Annotated in this window: 26 protein-coding genes; 11 read left to right on the forward strand and 15 right to left on the reverse strand. The window is 69.7% G+C overall.

Annotation, left to right across the window (positions count from 1 at the left end; genetic code table 11):
- Window positions 1-263 precede the first annotated feature (263 nt).
- From eat to AB0M47_RS27000, 3 genes are all read left to right on the forward strand, one after another.
- Window positions 264-1835, forward strand: a complete 1572-nt coding sequence (gene eat / locus AB0M47_RS26990) for an ethanolamine permease (RefSeq protein ID WP_363418913.1) — start codon at window positions 264-266, stop codon at window positions 1833-1835.
- A 96-nt stretch (window positions 1836-1931) separates the two neighbouring features.
- Window positions 1932-2201, forward strand: coding sequence for a PspC domain-containing protein (locus AB0M47_RS26995; RefSeq protein WP_363418915.1), 270 nt, complete (start codon window positions 1932-1934; stop codon window positions 2199-2201).
- Between the two features lie 205 nt (window positions 2202-2406).
- Window positions 2407-3342: a zinc metalloprotease gene (locus AB0M47_RS27000; protein WP_363418917.1), complete on the forward strand. Its 936-nt coding sequence runs from the start codon at window positions 2407-2409 to the stop codon at window positions 3340-3342.
- A 71-nt stretch (window positions 3343-3413) separates the two neighbouring features.
- Here AB0M47_RS27000 and AB0M47_RS27005 read toward each other — a convergent pair whose 3' ends face one another.
- The 7 genes from AB0M47_RS27005 to AB0M47_RS27035 all read right to left on the reverse strand — a co-directional run bounded on the left by AB0M47_RS27005 (window position 3414) and on the right by AB0M47_RS27035 (window position 9273).
- Window positions 3414-3992, reverse strand: coding sequence for a hypothetical protein (locus AB0M47_RS27005; protein ID WP_363418919.1), 579 nt, complete (start codon window positions 3990-3992; stop codon window positions 3414-3416).
- A 5-nt stretch (window positions 3993-3997) separates the two neighbouring features.
- Window positions 3998-4654, reverse strand: a complete 657-nt coding sequence (locus tag AB0M47_RS27010; RefSeq protein WP_363418921.1) for a DUF4396 domain-containing protein — start codon at window positions 4652-4654, stop codon at window positions 3998-4000.
- Between the two features lie 108 nt (window positions 4655-4762).
- Complete coding sequence (locus tag AB0M47_RS27015) at window positions 4763-5791, reverse strand: suppressor of fused domain protein (RefSeq protein WP_363418923.1); 1029 nt, start codon at window positions 5789-5791, stop codon at window positions 4763-4765.
- A gap of 115 nt (window positions 5792-5906) precedes the next feature.
- Window positions 5907-6644, reverse strand: a complete 738-nt coding sequence (locus AB0M47_RS27020; protein WP_363418925.1) for a DUF3152 domain-containing protein — start codon at window positions 6642-6644, stop codon at window positions 5907-5909.
- Between the two features lie 60 nt (window positions 6645-6704).
- Window positions 6705-7508, reverse strand: a complete 804-nt coding sequence (locus tag AB0M47_RS27025; protein WP_363418927.1) for a DUF4097 family beta strand repeat-containing protein — start codon at window positions 7506-7508, stop codon at window positions 6705-6707.
- Window positions 7505-8152, reverse strand: coding sequence for a response regulator transcription factor (locus tag AB0M47_RS27030; protein ID WP_363418929.1), 648 nt, complete (start codon window positions 8150-8152; stop codon window positions 7505-7507). The genes AB0M47_RS27025 and AB0M47_RS27030 overlap by 4 nt, the downstream gene beginning before the upstream one ends.
- The gene (locus tag AB0M47_RS27035; protein ID WP_363418931.1) at window positions 8140-9273 is read right to left on the reverse strand and encodes a sensor histidine kinase; all 1134 of its coding nucleotides are present in this window, start codon (window positions 9271-9273) and stop codon (window positions 8140-8142) included. The genes AB0M47_RS27030 and AB0M47_RS27035 overlap by 13 nt, the downstream gene beginning before the upstream one ends.
- 127 nt (window positions 9274-9400) lie before the next feature.
- Between AB0M47_RS27035 and AB0M47_RS27040 the strand changes: the two genes are divergently transcribed.
- Together AB0M47_RS27040 and AB0M47_RS27045 are read left to right on the forward strand one after the other, a co-directional pair.
- Window positions 9401-10084 (forward strand): DUF998 domain-containing protein, encoded by a 684-nt coding sequence (locus AB0M47_RS27040; protein WP_363418933.1) that lies wholly within the window; start codon window positions 9401-9403, stop codon window positions 10082-10084.
- A gap of 38 nt (window positions 10085-10122) precedes the next feature.
- Complete coding sequence (locus AB0M47_RS27045; RefSeq protein ID WP_363418935.1) at window positions 10123-11688, forward strand: hypothetical protein; 1566 nt, start codon at window positions 10123-10125, stop codon at window positions 11686-11688.
- Window positions 11689-11744: 56 nt separating this feature from the next.
- Here AB0M47_RS27045 and AB0M47_RS27050 read toward each other — a convergent pair whose 3' ends face one another.
- The 4 genes from AB0M47_RS27050 to AB0M47_RS27065 form a co-directional block, all read right to left on the reverse strand.
- Entirely contained in the window at window positions 11745-12704 is a 960-nt protein-coding gene (locus tag AB0M47_RS27050) for a serine hydrolase domain-containing protein (protein ID WP_363418937.1), read from the reverse strand.
- Entirely contained in the window at window positions 12704-15202 is a 2499-nt protein-coding gene (locus AB0M47_RS27055; protein WP_363418939.1) for a DUF4132 domain-containing protein, read from the reverse strand. Before AB0M47_RS27055 ends, AB0M47_RS27050 begins: the two co-directional genes overlap by 1 nt.
- Window positions 15202-15594 carry a hypothetical protein gene (locus tag AB0M47_RS27060; RefSeq protein ID WP_363418940.1) on the reverse strand — a complete coding sequence of 131 codons (393 nt, stop codon included), beginning with the start codon at window positions 15592-15594 and terminating at the stop codon, window positions 15202-15204. Before AB0M47_RS27060 ends, AB0M47_RS27055 begins: the two co-directional genes overlap by 1 nt.
- Window positions 15595-15666: 72 nt before the next feature.
- Complete coding sequence (locus AB0M47_RS27065) at window positions 15667-16971, reverse strand: glycosyl hydrolase family 18 protein (RefSeq protein WP_363418963.1); 1305 nt, start codon at window positions 16969-16971, stop codon at window positions 15667-15669.
- Window positions 16972-17236: 265 nt separating this feature from the next.
- Between AB0M47_RS27065 and AB0M47_RS27070 the strand changes: the two genes are divergently transcribed.
- Window positions 17237-17875 (forward strand): class I SAM-dependent methyltransferase, encoded by a 639-nt coding sequence (locus tag AB0M47_RS27070; protein ID WP_363418941.1) that lies wholly within the window; start codon window positions 17237-17239, stop codon window positions 17873-17875.
- Here AB0M47_RS27070 and AB0M47_RS27075 read toward each other — a convergent pair.
- Window positions 17872-18456, reverse strand: a complete 585-nt coding sequence (locus tag AB0M47_RS27075; protein ID WP_363418942.1) for a MarR family transcriptional regulator — start codon at window positions 18454-18456, stop codon at window positions 17872-17874. The two genes, AB0M47_RS27070 and AB0M47_RS27075, sit on opposite strands and share 4 nt — an antisense overlap.
- Before the next feature lie 95 nt (window positions 18457-18551).
- Here AB0M47_RS27075 and AB0M47_RS27080 point away from each other — a divergent pair, with 95 nt between their 5' ends.
- Window positions 18552-19403, forward strand: a complete 852-nt coding sequence (locus AB0M47_RS27080) for an NAD-dependent epimerase/dehydratase family protein (RefSeq protein WP_363418944.1) — start codon at window positions 18552-18554, stop codon at window positions 19401-19403.
- A gap of 68 nt (window positions 19404-19471) precedes the next feature.
- A complete protein-coding gene (locus AB0M47_RS27085) occupies window positions 19472-20269 on the forward strand; it encodes an ATP-binding cassette domain-containing protein (protein ID WP_363418946.1) in 798 nt (265 codons plus the stop codon).
- A gap of 225 nt (window positions 20270-20494) precedes the next feature.
- On the opposite strand, the gene AB0M47_RS27090 is transcribed toward AB0M47_RS27085, so the two are convergent.
- From AB0M47_RS27090 to AB0M47_RS27100, 3 genes are all read right to left on the reverse strand, one after another.
- Window positions 20495-21559, reverse strand: coding sequence for a LacI family DNA-binding transcriptional regulator (locus AB0M47_RS27090; RefSeq protein ID WP_363418948.1), 1065 nt, complete (start codon window positions 21557-21559; stop codon window positions 20495-20497).
- Window positions 21560-21634: 75 nt separating this feature from the next.
- Entirely contained in the window at window positions 21635-22750 is a 1116-nt protein-coding gene (locus AB0M47_RS27095; RefSeq protein WP_363418950.1) for an arabinogalactan endo-1,4-beta-galactosidase, read from the reverse strand.
- Between the two features lie 79 nt (window positions 22751-22829).
- Window positions 22830-24221, reverse strand: coding sequence for an MFS transporter (locus AB0M47_RS27100; protein WP_363418952.1), 1392 nt, complete (start codon window positions 24219-24221; stop codon window positions 22830-22832).
- 69 nt (window positions 24222-24290) lie between these two features.
- Between AB0M47_RS27100 and AB0M47_RS27105 the strand changes: the two genes are divergently transcribed.
- The 3 genes from AB0M47_RS27105 to AB0M47_RS27115 form a co-directional block, all read left to right on the forward strand.
- Window positions 24291-24629: a hypothetical protein gene (locus AB0M47_RS27105; RefSeq protein WP_363418953.1), complete on the forward strand. Its 339-nt coding sequence runs from the start codon at window positions 24291-24293 to the stop codon at window positions 24627-24629.
- Window positions 24630-24639: 10 nt separating this feature from the next.
- Window positions 24640-25206, forward strand: a complete 567-nt coding sequence (locus tag AB0M47_RS27110; RefSeq protein ID WP_363418955.1) for a hypothetical protein — start codon at window positions 24640-24642, stop codon at window positions 25204-25206.
- Between the two features lie 125 nt (window positions 25207-25331).
- Window positions 25332-25594 (forward strand): hypothetical protein (locus AB0M47_RS27115; protein WP_363418957.1); only part of this gene is annotated, 263 nt, incomplete at its 3' end.

The raw sequence follows: 25594 nt of genomic DNA on the forward strand, positions 1-25594 counted from the left end.
TCCTGTCCACCGATCGCCAACAAATGGCAGATTCCTATCAATGAATCTGATGCGACGTCAAGAGGGTGGTCAGTAACTTTTGATCACCTGCTCACGGAATATCGGCGTACTGCCGGGCCGACCTCGACGAGATGACAGGATTGTCATCTGGCACGCGTAACGCGGCTGTGACACGAGTGTCTTGACCAAGTTAAATATCGCACTTAACCTCTGCCCATCGGCGCAGCGAACACGGGGCTACACGTGAAGCTGAGGTGAGCGGGATGGCCGGGCAGAGCACTGGAGGCGTCACCTACCGCGAGGCGGACGGCGGATACTTCGCTCAACGCGCGTTACGCCGGCATGCCGGAGTGTGGTCGCTCTGGGCGCTCGGCGTCGCGGCCGTCATCTCCGGCGAGTTCTCCGGCTGGAACCTCGGGCTCGACGCGGGCGGCTTCGGTGGCCTGCTCGTGGCCACCGTCGTCATCGCCGTCATGTACTTCGGGCTCTGCTTCAGCATCGCGGAGATGTCCCCGGCGTTGCCGCACACCGGTGGGGCGTACTCGTTCGCGCGATCGGCGATGGGTCCCTGGGGCGGGTTCATCACCGGCGTCGCCGAGAGCATCGAGTACATCGTCACCCCGGCCGTCGTGGTCACCTTCATCGGCAGCTACCTGCAGTCCATCGTGGACGATCTGGTCGGGGTCAGCATCCCGCAGCCGGTCTGGTGGCTGATCTGCTACGCGATCTTCCTGCTGCTCAACCTGGCCGGCATCGAGATGACCATGCGGTTCACCGTGGTGATCTGCGTACTGGCGCTGGCGATCCTCGCGGTGTTCTTCGTCGCCGCGATCCCGGACCTCGACTTCTCCGCCAACGCCCTCAACATCGCGCCCGATCCCGGCAACTCCAGCTGGTTCCCGTTCGGCGTGTTCAGCGGCGTCTTCCTGGCGCTGCCGTTCGCGATCTGGTTCTTCCTGGCGATCGAGGAACTGCCGCTGGCCGCCGAGGAGTCGCACGACCCGCGCCGGGACATCCCGCGCGGCACCGTCTACGGGCTGCTCACCCTGCTGGTCGCGGCGTTCGGCGTACTGTTCCTCAACACGGGGATCAAGCCCGGCGCCGAGGGCCTGCGGGACTCCGGCGAGCCGCTGCTCGACGGGTTCAAGACCATCTTCGGCCAGGGCACCTCGGCCTCGCTGCTCGGCCTGGTCGCCGTGGCCGGGCTCGTGGCCAGCTTCCACACGATCATCTACGCGTACGGGCGGAACGTGTATTCGCTGTCGCGCGCCGGGTACTACCCGCACGTCCTGTCGATCACTCACGGCAAGCGCAAGACGCCGTGGGTCGCGCTGCTCGGCGGGGGAGTCCTCGGGTACGCCCTGGCGTTGCTGCTCTACCTGGCGACCGAGAACAAATGGCTGGGCGGCAACGTCAGCGCCGCCCTGCTGTCGATGGCGGTCTTCGGCGGGGTGATCTCCTACTTCATGCAGATGCTGTCGTTCATCCTGTTGCGGCGTCGCCTGCCCGGCATCGAACGCCCCTACCGCAGCCCGCTCGGGATCGCCGGAGCGGCCGTCGCGGGCGTCATCGCGCTGATCTCACTGGCCGCCCTGTTCGTCCGGGACGACTACCGGCCCGGCGTCGTCGGCGTGGCGATCTGGTTCGTCGCCGCGATCGCGTACTTCGCCGTCGCGGGGCGGCACAAGCTCATCCTCAGCCCGGAGGAGGAGTTCGCGATGACCCGGGGCGAGCACGGCCGGCCGGACCGCGACGGCTACGGCCAGACGCACGTCAGCGACCTCACGGCGCAGCCCGAAGCCCCGGTCGCCGCCGCGCATCCGGAGCATCCCTGAGCCCGGGTCTAGGGGCCTGACCAGGGCCGAACCCCGATGTCCGCGACGTCGCCGCGCGAGATGCTGGTGATACCACCACGACAAAGGGGGATCACCATGGAGACCGTCCACGCGTCCATGCGTCAGGAAGGACTCATCCGTCCGCGCGAGGGTCGCGTGCTCGGCGGCGTCTGCGCCGGCCTCGGCCGCCGCTTCGGCATCGACCCGTGGCCCGCGCGGCTGCTGTTCGCCCTGATCCTGCTCGTCATCCCGGGCAGCCAGATCCTGATCTACCCGATCCTCTGGATCCTGATGCCGTCGGAGGAGACCGCGCCGGTCACCGTCACGCCGGCCGGTCCGCTGCCGCCCGCGGCGCCGACCGTCTGATCAGCTCGATCGTCACATCGGCGGCGGCCCGGGAACGGTCGCCGCCGAGTCATGTGTCAGGCTCCCGGCTGGTTCCCAGCCAGCCGCAATAGACACTTAACAGTGTCTCATATTTCGATATCTCGAAATTCGCAATACGCTCTTCTTCATCGATGGACGTGGCTCCGCCCACCCCGCGGGGCCACTGGGGAGGAAGAGGTAACGTATGCGCATCCGCCGAACGATCAGCGCGGCCGGGCTCACCATGATGGCCGCCGCGGCCATCCTGACCGGCGCACCCGCCGCCTTCGTCGCAGCCGCCGCACCTGGCGCCGCCTGCTACGACCCGGAGGCCGCCGGTGCCGCCGACGCGCGGTCCCGCAACGGTTCCGCGGCCCGGCACGACCCGAACGAGCTGACCGCGGCTCAGGTGGCCGAGCGCGAGAAGGACTTCGCCGCCCGGGTGTCGGCCCGCAGCGCGACGGCCGACATCGGCATCCAGGCCGTCATCACGATCCCCGTGGTGTTCCACGTGATCAGCGAGGACGGCACGCAGGCCAACGGCAACATCCCGGACAGCTGGATCACCAACCAGATCGCCGTCCTCAACGCGGCGTACGCGACGAACACGTCGTTCCAGTTCACCTTGCAGTCGATCGACCGCCGGACCAACGCGGCCTGGTACCCGATCGTGTACGGCTCGTCCACCGAGACCGCGATGAAGGCCGCGCTGCGGACCGGCGGCGACGGTACGCTCAACATCTACACCGGAGACCTCTCCGATGACCTGCTCGGCTGGGCGACCTTCCCGACGAGCAGCATCGGCACCTACGACGGTGTGGTCATCCTCGACGAGTCGTTGCCCGGTGGCAGCGCCACCAACTACAACCTCGGCGACACCGCGACGCACGAGATCGGCCACTGGCTGAACCTCTACCACACGTTCCAGGGAGCCTGTGGTGCCACCGGGGACAGCGTCTCGGACACCCCGCGTGAGAAGTCGGCGGCCTTCGCGTGCCCGACCGGTCGCGACACGTGCACGCAGTCGGGCGTCGACCCCATCCACAACTTCATGGACTACACCTACGATTCGTGCATGTACGAGTTCACGGCCGGGCAGGCGACCCGCATGCTGAGCGCTTGGAACGCGTACCGCGCCTGATGTGAACCACCCCTCGCTCGAACGCCGGCCCCGGCCCGCACCGCCGGGGCCGGCCCCCTGCGCGGAGCGGATCAGCTTGGGCAGCCGCGATACGGCACGTCGCCCAGGTCGGCGAACGAGCCGAGGAGGTCCTGCCGGGCGACGCCCGCACCGTCCAGGTACGCCACGGTGTACCGCACCGGGTAGGGCGCCGGGCACGGGTCGAGCACGTCGAAGGTCGCCGACAGCCAGGCGGTCGCACCCGGGCCGACCCGGAGTTCGCGGGTGGCGTCCGGTGCCGACAGCTGCCCGCACGTTCCCCAGGTCGTGCCCAACTCCCGCAGTCCGCCAAGCGGCAGATCGACCTGCAGCCCTTGGAGTACCGCCTCGCCGCCGGGATTCCGCACCTGTACGCCGAGCTGCAGTCGTTTGCCGTCCTGTGCCCAGCAGCGGGCGCCGGTCGACTCAAGCGGACCGCCCGCCGTGGCCGAACTGGCTGAGGGCGGCGGCGACGGCGTCTTCCCCGGCTGCTTGTGGAGCTGATAGCCGACCCCGATCCCGACGGCGAACGCGAGCACGACGACGACGGCCGTCACCCCGGTACGCCTCCGGGATGACGGCCGCTCCAAGTCGATGACGTCGACGCGTTCGGTGCCGTTCGGGTCGCCCATGATCGTCAATGGTACTGGTGCACCACCGCGTGCCCCTTGCCTCGTCCGATCAGCCAGCGGTTCACCGGCGTGGTCACCAGGAACGCGACCACCAGCGAGAACGCGAGCGCGCCCCAGAACAGCGCACTGGTCAGGCCGGCGTCCATCGCGCCCGGCACGGTCACCATCACGGTGTTGTCCAGCAGTTCCATCACGGCGATCGACACCGTGTCGGCCGCCAGCGCCACCTTCACCGCCGTACGCCAATCCACCCCGGCACGCAGCACGCCGCGCATCGTCAGGGCGTACCCGAAGACGAAGGCCAGCGCGACCGACAGCACCACGGTCGCCGCGTTGTGCAGGCCGAATGCCGTGCCGAGGACCATGCCCAGCACCTCACCGATGGCGCAGCCGAGCAAGCAGTGCAGCGTCGCCTGGATCGCCATCGACCACGGCACCCGCGAACCCTGCGCCCCGTGCGCGCCGTGAACCCCGTGAGCGCCCTGCGCTCCGTGTGCGGCGTGCGCGCTGTGGTCCATCTGCGCGTGGTCCATCTGCGCGTGGTCCATCTGCGCGTGGTCCATCTGCGAGTGGTCCATCTGGTGATGCTCGTGGCCGGTGTGCTGCATCTGGTCCTGGCCGTGCCCGCCGCCGTGACTACCGCCGTGACTGCTGTGGTCCATGGTGTTCCTCCCTGTGTTCAGGAGGGAGCCTATACCCCCCGGGGGTATGTGGCCAGTGTGGCGACCGCCACCCCGGAGGTCACTCGGCTAGTGCTGCGGCGCCGCTGATCAGCCGATCTCCTCGACGACCTCGCCCTCCGGGTTGCGGATCAGCGACTTCTCGATCTCCAGCACCAGCCCCGCGAGCTCGTACCGCCCCGCGCGCGGCTGGGCGATCCGGGCGAACTCCGCGGCCTCCGCCGGCGACAGGAAGATCTCCAGCACGCCGTCGTTCTCCTGAACCGCGAACGAGTCTCCGGCCCGGAAGCCGATCGCGCTGTCGGACGACTGCACCAGCAGTCCCTGCCCATGGCTTACCCGGGCGTGGGCGAGCCGCCCGATCCGCGGCGCGGCGTTCGCGCCCAGCCGCACGACGGTCACGTCACCCTCGCGCCGCCACGCGGCGACATCGGTGAAGATCCCGCCCGTCGACGACCCGTCACGGCGTACACCTTCCGCGATCGCGGCGGCGACCTCCGCGTTCTCGGTCAGGCTCGCGCGGTTCAGGTCCGTCACGAGATTCGGCAGATACGCCGAGAGCACGCTCAGCAGCCGGGTGGCGTCCCACAGCTCGACGGCGGCGTACTCGTCGAGGGTGATCCCGACGATCTGCAGGAACCGCACCGTCCCATGTGGAGTGTCGAGGACCCCCAGCTCGGGATCGTCGGCGAAGGTAGCCGCCCGGATGAGCGTGCTCGGCTGGTCGACCGCGATCGGCCCGTTCGCGTTGATGTGGTGGCCGGGCTCGAAGACGTTCCCCGTGGAGAAGACGTACCGTGCCAGGTTCTGCAGGAAGTTCAGCGCCCATACCGGCGGCTGCTCCTCATCGGCCGCCCGGGCCAGGCGGAACGTGAACTCGAAGCCCCAACCGGAGACGTCCGGGTCGCTGGACTCCTTGACGTACAGCTCCGACATCCCGTACGTGACGAAGTGCCAGTGGTCCTCGCGGCGGTACACGCTGACCCCGTCGAGCGGATCATCGCCGCCCAGCGACCACTTGAGGATCGTCCCGTAGTGGAGCGGCTCGATTCCCGGATACAGCCGCGCCAGCGCGGCGTCGATCGCGTCCCAGCCTGGCGCGAGGTCGGTGTCGGTCATGACCGGCCACTCTACCCAGCCCCGGATCCCGTTCCGGCGCGACGTCAGCCGCCATGATCCACATCCCGTTCCGTGTCGGAGCCCGGCTCCATCGCGACACTTTCCGGGATGTGGATCAGTGTCCGTCCTTATTGGGCCATGGGTTGGCGACACAGCCGCGCAGTCCCAGCGTCTGGGTCTGCATGACCGGGGCGGCCCGGCCGTTACCGGGGCAGGGGACGTGGCCGTGCCCGAGTTCGTGGCCCACCTCGTGATTGATGACGTACGCGCGATAGGTGGCCAACGGCGTACCGGCGGCGGTGTAGTCGGGGACGGCGAGCCGCCAGCGGTCGTAGTTGATGACGACGGCTCCGGTGCGGCGGCAGGAGGTGTAGGGAACGCCGCCGACGCGGATGTTCACGCCGCCCGCACGGCACAGCCGGTACGCGGTGTCCCGGGTGGCGAGGTAGATCGTGAAGTCGGCTTCGGCGTTCGCCGGTACGCGCTGGAACCGGTGCTGGTCGTCGCCGATCCAGCTGCGGCGGTCGCCGAGCGTCTCGTCGACGATGCGGGTGAAGTCCGGCAGGCCGTCGGCGACGGTGGTCTCGACGGCGATGTGGAATCGCCGCAGGCGGCCGGCCGTGCCGAGCAGCGGACCGGCCGACGGGTCGACGGTGAACGTGCCGCTGCCGTGCGCGGGGATCGGCGCCGGGCGGTGCGGTTCGGTGGGATGGCGTACGGCGGCGAGCCGTGTGGGCGACGTCTCGGGGGCGCTGACCGGAGTGGGCGCCGCAACCGGCCGGGTGAGGAGAATGGCGGCGGTTGCGGCGATCACGGCGAGTACCAGGACGGTTACGGTGGTGCGAATCCTCACGCCACGACGATACGCGGAAGACGATCAAGAAGCTGTGAAGACGGCGTGGGTTTCTGCCCGTCAACCACGGCGTACGCGCACGTCGCCGGAGGTCGTGGCGAGCCGGAGCTTCGCAGTCGCGCCCGGGGTCGACTGGACGTCGCTGTGCAGATCGCCCGACGTGCTCTCCAGATGCACCTCGTACGCCGTCGCGTCGCTGGGCAGCGTGACGGTGACGTCGCCGGAGACGACGCTGATGTCCGTCGAGGTCGGCGGAGTCGCGTACACCGCTCGCACGTCACCGGACGTGGTCTCGGCCTTGAGCGTACCGATGGAGATGTCGTCGAGCGTGATGTCGCCTGACGTGGCCTCCGCCGTGAGGGTGCCGGCGTGCATGTCGCGGACCCGCACGTCCCCCGAGGTCGTGTGGACGCGCGCCGGGGCGGTGAGCCCGTCGAGCTCGACGTCGCCCGAGCTGACCCGGATCTCCACCTGAACCGCGGGCGGGACGTCGAGGGTGTAGTCGACGCCGCAGCCGGACCCGAAACCCCAGCTAGGGCAGTCGAAGCTGATGGTGAGCACGTCGCCGTCCCAGTTCTCGCGGATCGTCGGGCTCTGCGTGGTCCAGTGCAGGGTTCGCTGGACGCGGACGCCGGTGTTGCCGCCCTCGGCGCGGATGGTGACGTCGCCTGACTCCACGTCGTCGAAGACGATGCGGGAGACCGGGCGGTCGTAACGGGCGTTCTCGACGACGCGGTTCAGCCCGGTGCTGCCGACGACCGCCCAGGCGATCCCGGCGCCGACGAGCACGACGAAGACGGTGGCGAGGCCGCCGAACAGCTGCCAGCGACGCGACGGGCGCACGGTGTCGGTGGGGGTGGTCACGGGGAAACCTCCAGGAAGCGCAGGACGGCGAGGACACGGCGATGGTCGCCGTCGGCCGGTTGCAGGTCGAGCTTGGTGAAGATGCTGTTGACGTGCTTTTCGATCGCGCTGTCGCTGACGAACAGCGCAGCGGCGATCGCGGAGTTCGAGCGGCCCTCCGCCATCAAGGCGAGGACCTCGCGCTCCCGGGGCGTGAGCCGTTCCATCGGGTCGCGGTGACGGCGTACGAGGAGCTGGGCGACGACCTCCGGATCGAGGGCGGTGCCACCGCCGGCGACCCGGCGCAGCGCGTCGAGGAAGTCGCCCACATCGGCGATCCGGTCCTTGAGCAGGTAACCGACCTTGCTCGGCGGGCCGGACAGCAGCTCGATGGCGTACCGCTCCTCGACGTATTGGGACAGGACCAGGACGGCGATCTCCGGGTACTGCCGCCGCAGGACCAACGCCGCCCGCAGGCCCTCGTCGGTGAACGACGGCGGCATGCGTACGTCGAGGACCACGACGTCCGGCCGATGTTCGGCGACCGCCTTCAGGAACGTCTCCGCGTCCCCGGCGGTGGCGGCCACCTCCATGCCGCTCGCCGTCAGCAGGCGTACGAGACCCTCGCGGAGCAGCACGGAATCCTCACCGATCACGACTCGCACGGCAGCTCCACCTCGATCGTCGTCGGGCCGCCGACCGGGCTGCTCAGCCGCAGCACACCGTCGACCGAGCCGACCCGTTGGGCCAGGCCGCGCAGGCCGGTGCCGCGGGCGGGGTCGGCGCCGCCGCGGCCGTCGTCGGCGATCACCACCGACAGCCGGGAACCGGCCCGGCTGATCTTCACGGTGATCGACGACGCGCCGGCGTGTTTGGCGACGTTGGTCAACGCCTCTGCCACCACGAAGTACGCCACCGCCTCGATCGTCCTGGATGGACGGTTGGGGACGTCGACGGTCAGGCGTACGGGGATGGGGGAGCGCGCGGCGATTCCGGACAGCGCCGCGTCCAGCCCACGATCGTCGAGCACGGCCGGATGCAGACCGCGGACGAGCTGACGAAGTTCGCTCAAGGCGAGTTTTGCCTCGTCGTGGGCGTCGGCCAGCGCTTGGGTGACTTTGGGATCGCTGTCGGTCAGGGTCGCGCGCGCCATGCCGAGGTTCATCGCCAGCGACACGAGCCGCTGCTGCGCCCCGTCGTGCAGGTCCCGTTCGATCCGGCGGCGCTCGGCGTCGGCCGCGTCGACGACCTCCGCCCGGCTCTCGGCCAGCGCGTCCACGCGTACGGACAACGCCTCGACCCGGCTGGCCTGGAGCATCCGGCCGGCGAGCAGGAGTTCCAGCTGGGCGAGCTGGCGGGCTGCCACGAATCCGAGGAACAGCATCAGCGACGCGGCGATCGCCACCAGCGTGGTGACCAGGGAATCCTGATAGTGCAGCCAGCCGGTCGAGTCCTGCGGCACCACCCAGCCGAAGCTGAGCCAGGTCGCCCCGAGCATCGCCACCGACCAGCACACGATCACGACCGCCGCCGAGAGCACCGACAACGGCCCGGCGAGCAGCCCGAACGCCAGCTGCCGGCGTACGCCCTGGCCCGGGGCCGGCGGAACGAGGCGTACGCCGAGCAAGGCCGCGTACCGCCGCCGATGCCACCCGGCGACGAACGAGCCGATGACGCGTGGCCAGAACGCGCCCGTCAGGGCGATCACCACGAATCCGGCTAAGCCGATCGGGGGACCGGTGACGACGAGGACGGCTGATCGCCAAGCCCTCAGGAGTGCGCGCATGCGACCACGGTAAAGATCCGGCGAGCTCGGCGCGATGACGCAGACCTCCCTTCCGGGGGTGAGGCTGGCCCCACCCCTGCTGTCAACTTCAGTTGACGCTCGTTTGCCTGTCAACTACGGTTGACGCATGACGACGACCCTCACGCTCGTCGGCGCGGCCACCCCGGACCGCCCGCCCATCCCACCGAACCGCCTGCTGACCTGCGGCCTCATCGCCGGTCCGCTCTTCGTCCTCGCGTTCGTCCTGGAAGGCGCGTTCCGCCACGGCTACGACTCGATGCGTCATCCGGTCAGCTCGCTCGCGCTCGGCCCAGGCGGCTGGCAACAAGTCGTGAACTTCCTGATCTGTGGCATCCTGACGATCCTGTTCGCGGTCGGCCTGCGGCGCAGCCTCCGCCCGGGACCCGGCGCGCTCGTCGGCCCACTGTTAGTCGGCCTCTGGGGCCTAGGGCTCATCGGCGCCGGGCTCTTCGCGACCGACCCGGTCAACGGCTATCCCACCGCCGCGCGCGGCCACAGCTGGCACGGCTCACTGCACGACCTCCTCTCGGTCGCCGCTTTCGCGGGACTCGCGGTCGCGATGTTCTTCTTCGGGTACGCCTTCGCGCGCCGCCGGTCACCGGTGCGGGCGGTCTACTCGGTGGTCAGCGGAGTGGCGTTCCTCGTGCTGTTCTTCCTGGCCGGAACGGGCTTCGAGCCGGGCTCGTCGCTTGTGGACACCGCCGGGCTGTGGCAGCGGCTGTCGATCGTCGTCGGCTGGCTCTGGGTGTTCCAGCTGGCGATACGCCAACGACGCACACTTCGCTCCTGAACGGCGAAATCGGTGGACGGCGCTGCGACGATGTCCAGGTGACCGGCGTACGCGGCAGGCTGATGGACTGGGTTCGGCGCATGCCGCCGCCCATGGTGTCCGACTACCCGTCCAACCTGACAGATGGCGAAACCGTCGCCCAAGAAGTCCGCCGGGCGGCCGACGCGGTGTCGATCGAGCTGGCCAGGCAGCTCATCGCGATCAGCCGCGACGGCGCACCCCGCGATCGGGCGATCGTCGTGGCGACGATGCGTACCGCGTCGGCCCGATTCTGGTCGCGGCTGGACGAGGAACTGCGGCGCGCGTGGCACGGCGTACCCGTCTGGTCGCACGACTTGGCCGCCCGGCTGGTCGAAGGCGAGGACGATCTGCTGAGGCTGACGGTGGCGGCGAGCCACCCGTCCGGCTACCTCCGGGAAGCCGCGACGACGCTGTTGGCGATGACACCGGATCCGGTAGCGGTCACCATGCTCGCCCTCCGAACCGGCGACTGGGTTCCCGTCGTCCGGACGGCTGCCCGGAAGGCGCTCGCCGATCGGCTCCCCGCCATGCCGGTCGCCGAACTGTCGTCGCTTGTGGACATTGCGTTCAGCCTCGACCGTCGGGCGTCTCACGAATGGCTTGCCCAGGAGGTCCGGGGCAGACTGCGGTCGCTCGCTCCGGCCGAGGTGCGAGCGGTGCTGCCGGTACGCGCACACCGGGCGCGGCGAACGGCGTACCAGCTGCTGATGGAATCCGGTCAGCTGACCACCGCGCAGCTGATCACGGCGGCGACCGCCGACCCCGACCAGACCGTACGCGCGATGTGCGCGCGGGCGGCCATCGCCGGGACGACTGGCCTGGCGGAGTTGCGGTCGTTGGCGCGTGGCCGCACCGGGCTGGTGCGAGCCGAGGCGGTGCACGCGCTGGCGAAGCGAGGCGAGTACGCCGAAGCCGAAGCGCTGGTGGCCGACCGCAGCCAGGTCGTCCGGACCGTGGCCAGGAATGTACTGCGTATCGCGGGTCTGGACGTGCTGGCCAGGTATCGAGCCCTGGTGGACGCGGATGACCCGGCTGTCGGCGCGATCGCCGGACTCGGCGAGGTCGGCGATCAGCGTGACGCCGCCCGGCTTCGGCGATGGTTACACCATCCGCAGGCTCGCATCCGGGCCGCCACGCTCGTCGCGTTGCGCCGGATCGGGAACGTCGACCAGACGATGGTGCTGCCGATGCTGCGCGACAGTTCGTCGGCGGTCGTGGCGCAGGCGCGAACCAGTCTCCTGCGGATCGCCGGTGAGCTGGATCGTGATCACCTGGAGCAGCTGGTTCACCCGGGGAATCTCGCGCACACCCGGTTCGCGGCGTACCGACTGCTGGCGGCGGCGAACGTCTGGCAGCGGGTGATCCTGGACCTGCGCCTGTACGCCGACGCCGACGATCGCTTGCGCCGGACGGCCCGATCCGATCTCGCGTCGTGGCTGGCGCACGGGGCGTCCACGACCTACAGCATGCCCACTTCCCAGCAGGCTGAGCTGCTCGGCCGGTTGATCGAAGGCGTCCGGCCGGTCGTGGGCGAACGCACCGCACTACTGCTGCGCTTCCACACTGGCGCTGCCCCTTCTTGATCAGGGTCATTTCTGTGTCGTCATGACGACGTGAAAGTGACCCTGATCAAGCAAAGTCAGGGTCGGCCGCTGAGGAAACCCAGCACCTGATCGCACCACGCGTCGAAGGCCGGCCGGGTATCCCGATGCGGGTGGATCCGGTTGCTGAGGATCACCACCCCATACCCGTACGCCGGCTCGAACCAGATGCGGTGGCCGACGAACCCCGAGCAGCCGTACGCGCCGGGACCCGGACGCGGCCCGCCGAGTCCCCGCGTCGGGGGCAGCCACCAGCCGAGCCCGAACCGCTCCCCGTCGGCGTTCGCCGACCAGCGCTGCCGGGCCGCGTAGTGCAGTTCCGGGCTTACGACGCCGTCGGAGAACCAGGCTCGGGCGGCCGCCGTGACGAGGTCCATCGTGCCGAACGCCCCGGCGTGCCCGGCCACTCCGCCCATCGCGTACGCGTTCTCGTCGTGGGCCTCGCCGACGACGATCCGTTGCCGCCACTCGCAATGTTCAGTGGCGACAGCCGAATCAGGGGGGAGCGGGCCGAATCGCAATCCGGAGCGCGCGGCGGCCAGCTTGGGCAGGTCCGGGCCGAGGGCCGCGCCGAGCAGCAGGAAGCCGAGGTCGCTGTAGACCGCGTCCGTCCCAGGTGGACGTTCGAGCGGGGTGGCCAACGCGCGCTCGACGATGCCGGGTCCGCCGCGATAGAAGGGAACGGTCGCGGGCAATCCGGCGGTGTGGCACAGCATCTGGCGTACCGTCGCCGTGGCGACCGGATGGCCCGCGGACTCCGGCCATACCTCCGGCAGCGGCGCGTCGAGGTCGAACCGCGACAGCACCTCCGGCAGGGTGACCAGCGTCTTCGTCAGGCTGGCCAGGTCCCACCAGTCGTCGGCGGTGACGGGGCGGCCGGTGGTGCGATCAGCCACCCCGCGTACGCGCTGGTAGAGCACGGTATCGGCGTCGAAGACCGTCAGTGCGACAGCCGGCATCGGTGCGTTCGCCAGCAGGCGATCAAGCTGATCTTCCATCAGCGCAACGCGAGCTGTCGGGTGATGGTCGGATCGGTGATCGTGGTGTCCTTGGCCAGCATCAGCGCCTTGCTGAGGATGACGGCCAGCACCCGATCGCCCTCGAACGGCAGGAACACGTCGGTCGGCGCACCCGGCGACTGCTTCGGCACGATGCAGAGGTACTGGTCGTTCGGCGTCATCAGGATGTTGCCGGAGCCGAGGTGGATCTTGTAGCTGCGCAGATCGCCGCGCACGACGAGGAACCGGCCTTCGACGTGCGCGCGCTCGGCGATGGCCAGCCGTGGCACGAGCCGTTCGAGCATCTCGCGACGAGTCTGCGCGGTGCCGCTGAGCTCGCCGAAGCTGAAGGACTCCCAGTACTCCCGGAACCGCCCGTCCGGTCCGCCGTCGGACCAGGTCGGATCGTTGCCGACGCTGGCCACCCCGACGAACAGGTCGACGTCGCGCAGCACCTCGCTGAGCACCAGCGCCGGAATGTCGGCCAGCGGCAGGGGGTCGGTCGGCTGCTCCTCCTGATGCACCCACTGTTCATAGCCACCGCCACCGGCGTGCGCGTGGTTGGCCGGCGCGACGACGGGATAGAACCGCACCTGGTCGGTGGCGAGCCGCAGGTACGCCCCGGACTCGGTCGTGTCGGTCTGCCAGTCCTCCCCGGCGCCCTCGATCCAGAACTCCGCGCGCAGACCCCACTGCGGCAGCTCACGACACGCGGGTTCGTAGGTGTCGTCGACCATCATCCGCAGCTTGTTGCGCCAGCCTCGGGCCGCGGCCAGCGCATGGAACTGGTGCTGCCGCAGGATGTGCGCGGCGAACCGGTTGGAGTAGACCCGCGTGTTCTCCTCGGCGGCGGTCAGCACATAGACCTCGCGGTGGGCCTGCTTGAACGGCTGGGTCACGCGCCGCGTCTCCAGCCACGCGCGCCACGCCAGCACCTCGTCCACGTCCCGGTCGATCGGGTGCCACAGGCGCACGCTCTCGCCGGTGACCGGCTTTCCCTCAAGGGTACGCAGAGAGCCGTCCGTGAATGCGCAAGCGATGTCGTCGACCAGCCAGATCAGGCGTCGCGCCAGCGTTCCGACCAAGGGATGGTCGAGGTAGCGTTCGCGCCACGCGTCGAACGGCCACACCCGCTGGGCGAGGAACTGGCGGTCGAGGCGCTCGGCCTGGGCCGACAGCATCTTGTCGACGTCCTTGACGGCGGCCTTGAACTCGGCCAGTTCCTCGGCGTAGTCCGTCTTCACGGCGGCGGGCGGGGACTTCACCGCCTTCCCGGCGGCGTTGAGCCAGCTGACCGTCCCGGTGGCGGCGTCCAAAGTGGCCGTCGCGTCGCCGAACCGCTCCACGCGTACGCCGACGCCGGTCAGGCCGTAGGTCGGCACGGCCAGCTCTTCGACCTCGTCACGGGTGAGGTTGAGCGCTTTCGCCCGGTTGTCGAGCGCCGCGTTGAGTTCCTTGAGCGTGCCCTTGTAGGTGACCCGGGAGGCCAACCGAGCGATCTGGGCCAGCGTGTCATCGGATTGGATCCGGGACAACGCGTAGACCGAGGCGTTGGCGACCTTCGGATTGCGGGGACCGATCCCGGGCGCCTTCTTCAGCGCCGTCTCCACCAGCCCGCCCAGCACGCGAGCCGTCTCCGGATGCTCGGCGGCGTCGCCGACGGCCAGCAGCCAGATCAGGCCACGCAGCACGGTCGCGTTGTGCGGGTCGAAGGACTCGTTGACATCGTGCTCCCACTGCGATCGGGCGAGCCGGATCGACCGGGCCCGGCCGACCAGACTCAGCCACTCCCGCAGTCGAACGCCGGGCTCAGCCAGCTCGCCGAGGAGCTTGTGGGCGGCGGTCTCCCACTTGGCCGAGGGCCTGGCGCTGGTGGCGGTGGCCGCGTGGACGAACAGCGCGTGCCAGTGCTCCGCCTCGGCCGTCGGCAGCGCGGCGACGTCGGCGAGCGCCCGATCGGCCCACGGCTCCCCGACGTTGATCGCCGGCAGATCGGTCAGCTTGCCGAGCAGCGGTGCCAACTCGTGAGCGTCGTTCCAATAGCCGTGGACCGCCGAGCGCCGGATGACGGCGAGCGCGTCGAGCGGCAGCGGCCGCCCCGCCTCGAGTACGCGGTTGGCGAGTTCCCGCAGCAGGTCGCCGCCGAAGTAGGTGATGTGCCGGGCGCAGAAGGCGAGGGCGATCTCGGCGTCGTCGGGTTCCTTGCTGACCGTGAACGGCTTGACCAACTCGTCGAGCATCGCGGCGAGGATTCCGCGCTGGCCGGCGTCGGACAGCCCGGCGGACCGGTCGAGCAGCGAGGTCAGCAGGCTCGGCTGGCGACTGTCGTCGAGCAGGCGCAGCGACCGCCGCACGTCCACCCGCCCGTCGCTGCCGCGCTCGCGACGGGTGGCGACGGTGGCCGACCAGGCGACCGTCTCATCGGCGAGAGCGTCGACGTCACCGGCGCGGGCCAGCTCGGCCAGGCGCCGCACGTGCTCGTCATAGTAATTCGGCATCAGCCACCCACCAGCGGCACGAGCTTGAGGAAGGTGATCTGCGTGCCCCGAGACAGCTCGACCATCGCCTCCGGGTCCTCGACCTGACGATCGTCGACCAGCACGACGAAACCGTTGCGAGAGAACGCTTCCAGTGCCTTGGCCACCTGCTCCTCCGGGTCGACCCGGCGCGGCTGCGTGAGTTTGAAGCCGTTGAGCGTCCGCTCGGCGCCGGTCGGCTGCACGAGCCCGCGGAAGACGTCGCCGCCCTTCGCGTTGTGCTCGGCCACCTCCTGGAAGACCCGGCGGCGGATCACCTCCCGCAGGGGCAGCCGCTCCTCGAAGATCTCCAGATGCCACGCCGTGCTGCGCTCGCCCGCGGTCGTCTCGTCGACGAAACTCACCATCGCCATGGGGCCGAAGTGTAGAACGGCCCACCGACAAAGCCGGGAATCCTCCACTTCGGAGGACTCCCGGCTCGCAGCTCAGCGTCCCTGCAGCGACTTCACGTTGTCGCCGAAGGTCCAGCCCTTCGAGCCGTCCCAGTTGATGGACCAGGTCATCAGGCCCTTGAGCCCGCTGACGCTGTTCCAGCACTGGGAGACCGACGAGGGGGCCATGTAGCCGCCGCCCGCGCCGGACTGCGCCGGCAGACCGGGAACCTGCTTGTCGTAGGGCACCCGGATGGTGGTGCCCTGGATGACCAGGCCGGTGTTGAGGCACTGGGTCTGCACGGTGAAGCCCTGCACGGTCCCGGCCGAGTAGGAGTCGCCCGAGCAGCCGTACATGCTGCCGTTGTAGTACTGCATGTTCAGCCACCACAGCCGGCCGTTGTCGGCGTACTTCTTGACGATCGGCAGGTATGCGCCCCAGATCGAGCCGTAGGTGACGCTGCCGCCGGTCACGTACGCCGTCTCGGGCGCCATCGTGAGGCCGAAGTTGGCCGGCATCGCGGCGAGGACGCCGTCGATGATGCGGATGAGGTTGGCCTGCGACGTCGACAGCGTGCTGATGCTGCCGCTGCCGGTGAGCCCGGTCTCGATGTCGATGTCGATCCCGTCGAAGTTGTACGTCTTGAGGATCGGCACGATCGTCGCGACGAACCGGTCGGCCACGGTGGACGAGCTGAGGTCGATGCCCGCCGCCGCGCCGCCGATCGAGAGCAGGAGCGTGGCGCCGGCCGCCTTGGCGGCGCACATCTCGGCCGGGGTCGAGACCTTGACTCCGGCGTCCATGCCGTTCTCCCACAGCGCGGTGCCGTCCGACCGGATCACCGGGAACGCCGCGTTGATGACGTTGTAGCCGTGGGCGGCGATGCGCGAGTCGGTGATCGGGATCCAGCCCAGTCCCGGGTGTACGCCGTTCGAAGCGCCGTCCCAGTTCTCCCAGTACCCCTGCAGCACCTTGCCGGCGGGGCGGGACTTGACCGCGCACGTCGATCCGGTGGACGACGGTGTCGGGCTCGGTGAGGTGCTCTGACTCGGCGACGTGCTGGGGGAGGTAGTCGGCGACGTCGTCCGGCTGGGGGAGGCCGACGGCGACGCGGAGGTGGGCGAGGCCGACGGGCTCGACGTCGAACCCGAGCAGGCGCCCAGGTCCTTCCACAGCGACGGGGTCGCGGCCGGGTTCCACCCCGCCCCGGGGTACGCCGTGTGCCCGACGAGCGCCTCGTAGAGGTGAGCGGAGTAGGTGACCTTGTCACCGGCCTTGTACGTGGTGCCCTCGGCCCAGGCGGCGTACCCGGTGCAGGCGACCGCGTTGGTCTCGGCGGCCTGGCCGGTGGGGGCGATGACTACCGCCGTGACCAGGGTGGTCGCCAGCGAGATGGCGAGGGCGAGCAACAGCCGCCCCCGGGGGGAGCGCACCGAAGCACGGCGCGCGGGAAGCGAGTCGTTCCACATCCCGCAATTATTAAGAAAGCTTACTTTAAATGTCTATCTTTTCGAGCGTGCCAATATCGAGCGCGCCCGAACCGGCGCGCGGCGGCCAGTACGCGGACCGGTATGGGGCAGCCAGTACCTAGCGGCCGGTACGCGGCGGGCTAGGGTCGTGGCCATGGCGACCGACGGCTGGCTGGCCGACACCCGCGTCTCGTACGACATCGTGGCGGCGGCGTACGCCGATCAAGTCCGGGACTCGCTGGCCGGCAAGCCCTTCCTGAACAGCGCGCTGACGCTCTTCGCGGAGCTGGTCCGCGCCGCCGGCGACGGCCCGGTCGCGGATGTCGGCTGTGGACCGGGATTCGTCACGGCGTACCTGCGGAATCTGGGGGTGGACGCGTTCGGCGTCGACCTCTCGCCCGGCATGATCGAGGTGGCCCGGCGAGAACATCCGGGACTGCGGTTCGCCGTCGGGTCGATGACCGAGCTTCCGCTCGCCGACGCCTCGGTGGCCGGGCTGGTCGCGTTCTGGTCGCTGATCCACATCCCCGACGAGCTGATCCCGACGGTGTTCGCGCACTTCCGGCGCGTACTGCGGCCGGGCGGGCCGGTGCTGGTGGGATTCCACGTCGGCGACGGCTCCCGGTTGAAGACCGAAGGCTACGGCGGGCACCCGATGAAGGTCCACGTTCACCGGCGGCGGCCCGAGCGGGTGGCGGACTGGCTGCGGGAGTCCGGGTTCACCGTCGAGGCCACGTCGACCCTCAGCCCGTACGCCGAACTGCCCGGCGGAATGGTGTTCGCGCGCCGCTAGGGGAGATCGCCGAAGGCCACCAGAAGCTTACGCAGCAAGCCTTCCAGCTCCTGTCGCTCATCGCCGGTGAGCGTGGCGAGCATCCGTTCCTCGTTCGCCATGTGCCCGACCAGGATCGTGTCGACCGTCTTGCGACCCTGCGGCGTGAGCCGGATCAGCACCGTACGCCGATCGGCCGCGTCGCTGCGGCGCTCGACCAGCCCTTTGGCTTCCAGCCGGTCGATGCGGTTCGTCATCGCGCCCGACGTCACGAGCGCCATCTTGAGCAGCGCTCCGGCGCTGAGTTCATAGGGCTTGCCGGACCGGCGCAGCGTCGCCAGCACGTCGAACTCCCACCGCTCGAGGTCGAAGCCGGCGAAGTGGGTCTTCAGCTCCCGCTCGAAGTGGCGCGACAACCGGGAGATGCGCCCGACGATCTGAATCGGCGACACGTCGACCTCGGGGCGTTCGGCGGCCCACTGGCCGATGACCGCATCGACCGCATCGACCGCATCGACGGCGTCGGCGGCGTCGGCGGCTCCGGCGGTGACCGCGTCGTCGGCGGTGGCCGGCTTCCGGGCCGGATTATTCCGGGTGCTCACGAGACGAGTATCTCAACGTTGAACTACTTGACGTCAAGGGGTCGGCGACGTTCGATTATCTCAACGTTGAGATTCTCAAGAAAGAGGAGAACGCCATGAAGGTCCTGGTGATCGGCACGACCGGCTACATCGGCTCGGCTGTCGCCCGGAAGCTGCGGGAACGGGGCCACGAGGTGGTCGCGCTGACCCGCGAAGCGGCTGCCGGCAGCGCGTACGAGGTGCGGATCGGCGATCTGACCCGGCCGGAGACGCTCGCGGCCGCCATCGGTGACGACATCGACGCGGTGATCAACGCGGCCACGTCGAGCGGCGACCAGGCTGCCGACGAGGCGGCCACTGCGGCGCTGATCGACGCGCTGGCCGGGCGCGTACTGGTGCAGACGAGCGGCATCTGGGTGCTGGGCCAGACCGGCCGGGAGCCGGTGGACGAGAGCGCGCCGACGAACCCGCTGCCGATCGTCTCCTATCGGCCGCTCATCGAGCAGCAGGTGCTGGCGGCCGCGGACCGGGGCGTACGGTCCGTCGTGATCCGGCCGGGCATCGTCTACGGACGCGACGGCGGCATCCCGGCGCTGCTGCTGAACCTCGCTCGCAAGCACGGAGTCGGCCGCTACTTCGGCAGCCCGGCGACGCGGTGGCCGATGGTGCACGTCGACGACCTCGCCGACCTGTACGCGCTCGCCGTCGAGTCCGCCCCGGCAGGCACGCTGCTCCACGGCGTCGACGAGCCGGCGGTGTCGGTGGCCGCCTTGGCCGCCGCGACCGACCTGGCGGCCGGTGGCATCGGGCGGGCCGAACTCTGGCTGCGCCCCGACGCCGCAGCCACCCTCGGCGAGCCCTTCGCCGACGCGCTGGCCCTGGACCAGGCGGTCAGCGGCGAGCGCGCCCGGGTCCTGCTCGGCTGGCACCCCGCCGACCGGTACGCCGTCCGCGACCTGCACAACTGACAGACCACCAGGCGGGACCAGGGCGGGGACTCCGGCGCTGGTCCCGCCCGTCCCGTTACGGTGCCTGCATGAGCGCAGTGCTGTCGTTGCAGGACGTCACCTTCCGCCGGGACGGCAAGGAGATCCTGCACGGGATCTCGCTCAGTGTCGGCCAGGGCGAGCACTGGGCGCTGCTCGGGCCGAACGGCGCGGGCAAGAGCACCGTGCTCGGCTTCTGCGGTGCGGTCAGCCACCCGACCACCGGGTCGGTGCATGTGCTCGGCGAGCAGCTCGGCCGGGTCGAGCTGCAGTCGTTGCGGCGCCGGATCGGTCACGTCAACCCCCGGCATCCGCTGCGGTCTCCGTTGACCGTCGCCGAGGTGGTCCTCACCGGTGTCACCGGCACGATCGAGGTGCCCTCGCGCTGGAAGCCCACTCCGGAGCAGTCCGATCGGGCGTACGAGTTGATGGAGGATCTGGGGCTCACCGCCCGGATCGAGGCCGAATGGCCGACGTTGTCGCAGGGCGAGCGGGGCCGGGCGTTGATCGCACGGGCGCTGGTCGCCGAGCCGGAGCTGCTGCTGCTAGACGAGCCGTGCACCGGGTTGGACGTCGCCGCCCGGGAGCAGCTGCTCGAGATCATCGACCGGCTCGCCGTGGAGCGGCCGGCCGTGGCGACCGTGCTGGTGACCCATCACCTGGAGGAGTTGCCCGAGACGACCACCCATGCGGCGTTGCTCGCGTCGGGCCGCGTCGTGGCGTCCGGTCCGGTGGATTCGGCGATCACCACCGAGACGGTGTCGGCCGCGTTCAGCCACCCCATCACGGTCACGCATCAGGACGGCCGTTGGGCCGCCCGCTCCGAGCGCCCCTCCCGAACCCGCTGACCGCCGCCCGCCGCCCGCCGCCCGCCGCTGACGCCCGCGCGCCCGCCCGCTGCCCGCCCGCCTGCCGGGGCCGCCGTCGCATACCACCAGATCACGGATGCGCAGGCCAAAACAGCCCGCTGAAGCATGCATATCCGTGATCTGCCGCCCAAAAAGCGCGCCGCGAAAGCGAAAGAGCAGCGAAAGCGAAAGCGCGGCGGGAGCAGCGGGAGCAGCGGGAGCAGGCTAGGCAGAGGCGCGGCGGACGAGCGAGACCGGCACGGTCACCGAGTCGGGCGTACGCCCGTCGAGCAGGTCGAACAGCACCCGGACGAGTTCCCGGCCGACCTCTTCCACCGGCTGGCGTACGGTCGTCAGCGAGGGCACCGTCGATCTCGCGATGACCGAGTCGTCGAAGCCGCCGAGCGCCACATCCCCCGGTACGCGTCGTCCGGCGTCCCGCAACGCGGCCAGCGCACCGGCTGCGAGCAGGTCCGACGCCGCGAACACGGCGTCCACATCGGACGCAGCGGCCAGCAGCGCCTGCATCGCGGCTTCCCCCGCGGCCAGGCTGTATTCCGCCGCGGGCGCGACGAGCGCCGGGTCGAACCGGTCGCCGAGGACGTCCTGGAAGCCGAGCAGTCGGTCCGCGCCGCCGGAGGTGTCCTGCGGCCCGGCGATGATGCCGATCCGCCGGCGGCCGAGGTCGAGCAGGTGGCGGGTCAGGAGCCGGCCGCCTTCGCGATCGTCGGCGGCCACGAAGCGGAAGTCCGAGGTGTGGTCCAGCGGCTTGCCGCACACCACGACCGGCAGCGCCGTGCCGGCGAGTTCCTCCACCAAGGGGTCGCCCCGATGCGTCGACACCAGCAACACCCCGTCGACGTGGCCGGAGCGTAGGTAAGCGGAGATCCGGTTGCGCTCCTCGCGGTCGCCCGCGACCATCAGCATGAGTGACGCGCCCCGGGCGGAGACCTGCTGCGCCGCCGCTCGGGCCAGCGTGTTGAAGTTGGGGTCCTCGAACAGCCGCTCATGCGGTTCGGACAAGACGAACGCGATGGCGTTGGTACGCCGCGTCACCAGACTGCGCGCGTGATGGTTGACGACGTATCCGGTCGCCCGCATGGCTTCCCGGACCGCTGCCTCGGCGGCGTCGCTCACGTCATGACCCCCGTTGAGGACTCGTGAGACCGTGCCGCGGGACACCCCGGCGAGCCGTGCCACGTCCTCCATCGTCGGCCCCGTCCGCTGGGCGCGACGGGCGGCGCCGCGCGACTTCGGATGCGGTGCCTTCGACTGCGGTGCCTGGCTCACAGCACGATCATATGCAGGTCAACCCCCACCAGGTACGCCCGAAGCAGGGCGCTGCTTCAGGCGTACCAGGTGATGTCAGGGACGGAACTCGGACATCGCGGGAAGCGCGTGGCTCGCGAAGTCGAACAGGGTCATGTTCTCCCAGCTGTCGCCGCTGGCCGGGTTGTCGGGGTCCCAGCCGTTGCCGGGGACCGCGGTCCAGGTGGGCTCCCACCAGAATGCGCCGAGGCCCTTGCCGCCGGGAACGTCACGCACGGCCTGGAGCACGTCGCGGAGGTTGGCCCGCTGGCCCTCGGGCGTGGCCGGGTAGCCCTCCTGCAGCTGGCTCTCGTAGCAGCAGACGTTGCCCTCGTTGTCGTTCCAGCCGAGCGTCCAGGGGTACGCCGTCTCCGCGACCACGACGGGTTTGCCGTAGCGGGCCGCGACGTCGTTCATGTTGGCCTGCAACGCTGCGATCGGACCGTGCCAGATCCCGTAGTACGACAGGCCGATGACGTCGAACTTGACGCCGTGCGCCACCGCGTTGTCGAACCAGGTGCGGTAGAGGTTGTTGTCGCCGCCGTCGGCCAGGTGCAGCATCACCAGGGCGTGCCGGTCGCAGGCCTTCACCGCGTCGTAGCCCTGCTTGAGCAGCGCGCCGAGCTTGGTCCAGTCCCAGGTGCTGCCCTCGGGCCATAGCATCCCGGACTGGATCTCGTTGCCGATCGAGATCATGGAGGCCGGCGTGCCCTGCCGTTTCAGGCTGACGCACATGTCGTAGGTGTAGTCGTACACATCGGACTGAAGCTGCTCGAAGGTGTGCCCGGCCCAGGCCGCCGGTTTGGTCTGGTGCGCGCCGTCGGCCCACCGGTCGGAGTAGTGCAGGTTCAGGTAGAACTTCATGCCCTTGGCGCGGGCGCGCTTGGCCATCTCGAGCACGCTCGCCTTGTCGTTGTAGCCGTTCGACGGGTCCACCCAGGCCCGCAGCCGGATGTAGTTCACGCCGTGCGACTTCAGGATCTGCAGCGCGTCGGCCTGCTTGCCGTTCTCGTAGTAGTAGGCGCCGCCGAGATCCTCGGAGTGTTCGAGGCTGGAGACGTCCGCGCCGAGCATCGACAGCCGCGTACCGGGGCTGTGTGCGGCGGCGGGGGTCGCGACGGCGATCGACAGCAACACGCAGACAGCACTGCTGAGCAGGGGATTCTTACGCATTCGCACTCCTTGGGCGGAGGACTGTGAGCGCTCACGGTACACCCGAGCTCGCGCCGCCGGAAGCCCCGAAAGGCCGCGCTCAGGCGGAGACGGTCTCCAATGGACGTTCGCTGTGCGACTCGTCGTCGTGCGCGATCCGGGAGACCTGCCGCCACAACGCGACCACGAAGACGGCCGATCCCGCGAAGGCGAACCAGAACGGCGCGGTCACCCCGTACTTCGTGGCCAGCACACCGCCGATCGCCGACCCGACCACCAGTCCGCCGTAGACGCAGATGGTGTACACGCCGCCGACGCGTCCTTGCAGCTCCGTCGGGACCGCGCGCTGGCGTACCGTGATCGAGGTGGTGCCCCAGATGAAGGCGTGCGCCCCGAACAGGAAGAAGATTCCGGCGGCCAGCCAGGGCGAGCGGGTCAGCGCCAGACCGAGGTGAGTCAAGGTCTCGATGATCAACCCCACCCGCATGATGTCGCCCAGGCTCACGTGCCGCGTGATCCAGCCGTACAGACCTGTCCCCACCAGGCCGCCGACCGCACCCACCGTGGTCATCAGGCCGAAACCCACCGACCCCAGGCCGAGACGATCCTGCGCGTAGAGGACCAGCACGCTCCAGGCCGCGCCGAAGGTCACGTTGAAGATCAAAATCGTCAAGCCAAGGGTACGCACAGCGGCGTGGGACAGCGTCCACCGGAACCCGGCGGCCAGGTCCTTGCGCAGCTCGCGGGTTTGCCGACCGGCGGCCTCCCGGCCGTTGGCTTCCGGGCGGTTGGCTTCTCGGGCGGCGGCTTTCGGGCGGTTGGCTTCTGGGCGGTTGGCTTCTGGGCCGGCGGCTTTCGGGCGGTTGGCTTCCCGGGCGGGGGCTTTCGGGCGGTTGGCTTCCCGGCCGTGCGGCGGCAGGACCACCCGGGAGACGAGCAGCGTCCCGGCGACCACGAGGAGCGTCTGCCCGAGGAACGGCCACGCCGTGCCAGCCGCGAACAACGCCGCCCCCAGCGGGGGACCGGCGAGCTGGTTGAGCGTGATGAACCCGGTCTGGATCCGGGAGTTGGCGATGGCCAGGTCGTCCCGGCTGACCAGCATCGGTGTCAACGTCGCCGTCGTGTTGTCGGCGAAGACCTCCGCCGTCGCCAGCAGACCCAACGCGGCCAGTGCCACGGTGACCGACGCAGTCCCGGTGGCGACCGTCGTCACCAGCACCGCCAGAATCAGTACGCGTACGGCGTTGGCGGTCAGCACGATGCGGCGGCGATTGTGCCGATCCGACAGCACCCCGGCGTACAGGCTGAACACGAGCGGCGGCGCCCAACCCAGCAGCGCGGCGACCGAGATGAGGAACGGCTCGTCGGTCAGCGAGGCGACCAGCAGCGGACCGGCCGCCATGGCGATGCCGTCGCCGAAGTTGGTCGTCCACGACGACGCCAGCAGCCAGCGGTAACTTGTCCCCAGCCGGGCCGGCACGAGCTTGTCCATCACAAGATCCGAACCTACGTGCCTCGTCCCGGCCCACCAAACCGGTTTCCCTCGGCTAGCGTTCCGCCGGTGGAGAGCATGAGGTTCACCGGCCTGCGCGTGCTGTCGGATACCAAGGTAGAGATGTACTTCGAGGGCGACGACGGCACGCCGGTGACGCACGTGTTCAGCAGTGAACCGGTCGCCGTCCAGTCGACGACTCTTGAGGTGGTGAACGGCGATCGTGAGTACTGGGAGAGCTATCGCTGGTACGCGGACGGTCCCGCGTGGCCCGAGAAACTGGCGGCAGCCGCCTGCCAAGCAGCCCGGGAACCGTTGACTGCCGGGACGGCGCTTGCCCAGCAGATCGAGGAGAACAAGGCAGCTCGCCGGGCCTGGTGGGAAGCCACCCGAGGCGACGTCGGATAACCTGCCGATCATGGTTCGGAACAAATGGCTGCTCTCGGTGTTGGTCGCCGTCGGCCTGGTCGTGCTCTTCGGAGCGTTCATCGCCGTACGCAACGACACCGCCCTGATCGGCGCCATGTCGGCGGCGGGCACGGTGGCCGCCGGGGTGTTCGCGGCCGTGGCCGCGTTCGGCTCGCTCCGCGCGGCCGCGGCCAGCAACGCTTCCGCCCAACGGGCGCAGGAAGCCATGGTCCGAGCCGTACGCCCGAACCTCGAACCGTCCCTCTCGGCCGTCGACGGCGCCCTGACCGGCACCGTCACTTGCACCGCGTACGCCGCGATCGACGTGACCATCGTCTGGACGCTCGCCGACGGCGACGTCATCACCGACAACGTGGCCCGGCTGGCTCCCGGCGAGGACCCGCTGACCTCGACCCTCCAGCAGGATGTCACCGATGTGGCGCAGGCGGTGCAGGTCGTCTGGCTCTCCTTCGCCGACGAGGGTCGAGTGGGGAAGTGGCAGGACACCTGGCAGATGGGGACAGAATCGCACAATCTGGGCCGCCTGACCCTCCTCGAGTCACGCCTCGTCGACTGACTCCCGACGCTGTGTGTCAGGAGTAGGTGCACGATGACGACTGTCGTTTGTGGACTTAGTTGTGGCACTTTTTCGTGACCTTGACCCTCTGGAAGATGTCGTACCTACGTCCTAATGTTGATTCCGTGGACGGGGTGTTGGCGCAGGTGGAGGCGGATGTCGCCGAGTTGGTCGCCGGTCCCCTGTGGACACTTTCGGACGCCGAGATCACCGGCGAAGTCCGCCGTGTTCATGTGGCGATCCAGCGGTTGTCTGGCCGTCTGCTGACGTTGATCGGGGCGGCGGACAGTCGCGAGATCCCGTATAACGCGGGTGCGACCGGGACGGCGAACTGGCTGACCTATCTGCTGTCGATGCGGCACCGGGAAGCGGTGGAGTGGACCAAGCT

Origin of the sequence: Hamadaea sp. NPDC051192 (genome assembly GCF_040682475.1) — a bacterium.
GTDB classification, from domain to species: domain Bacteria; phylum Actinomycetota; class Actinomycetes; order Mycobacteriales; family Micromonosporaceae; genus Hamadaea; species Hamadaea flava.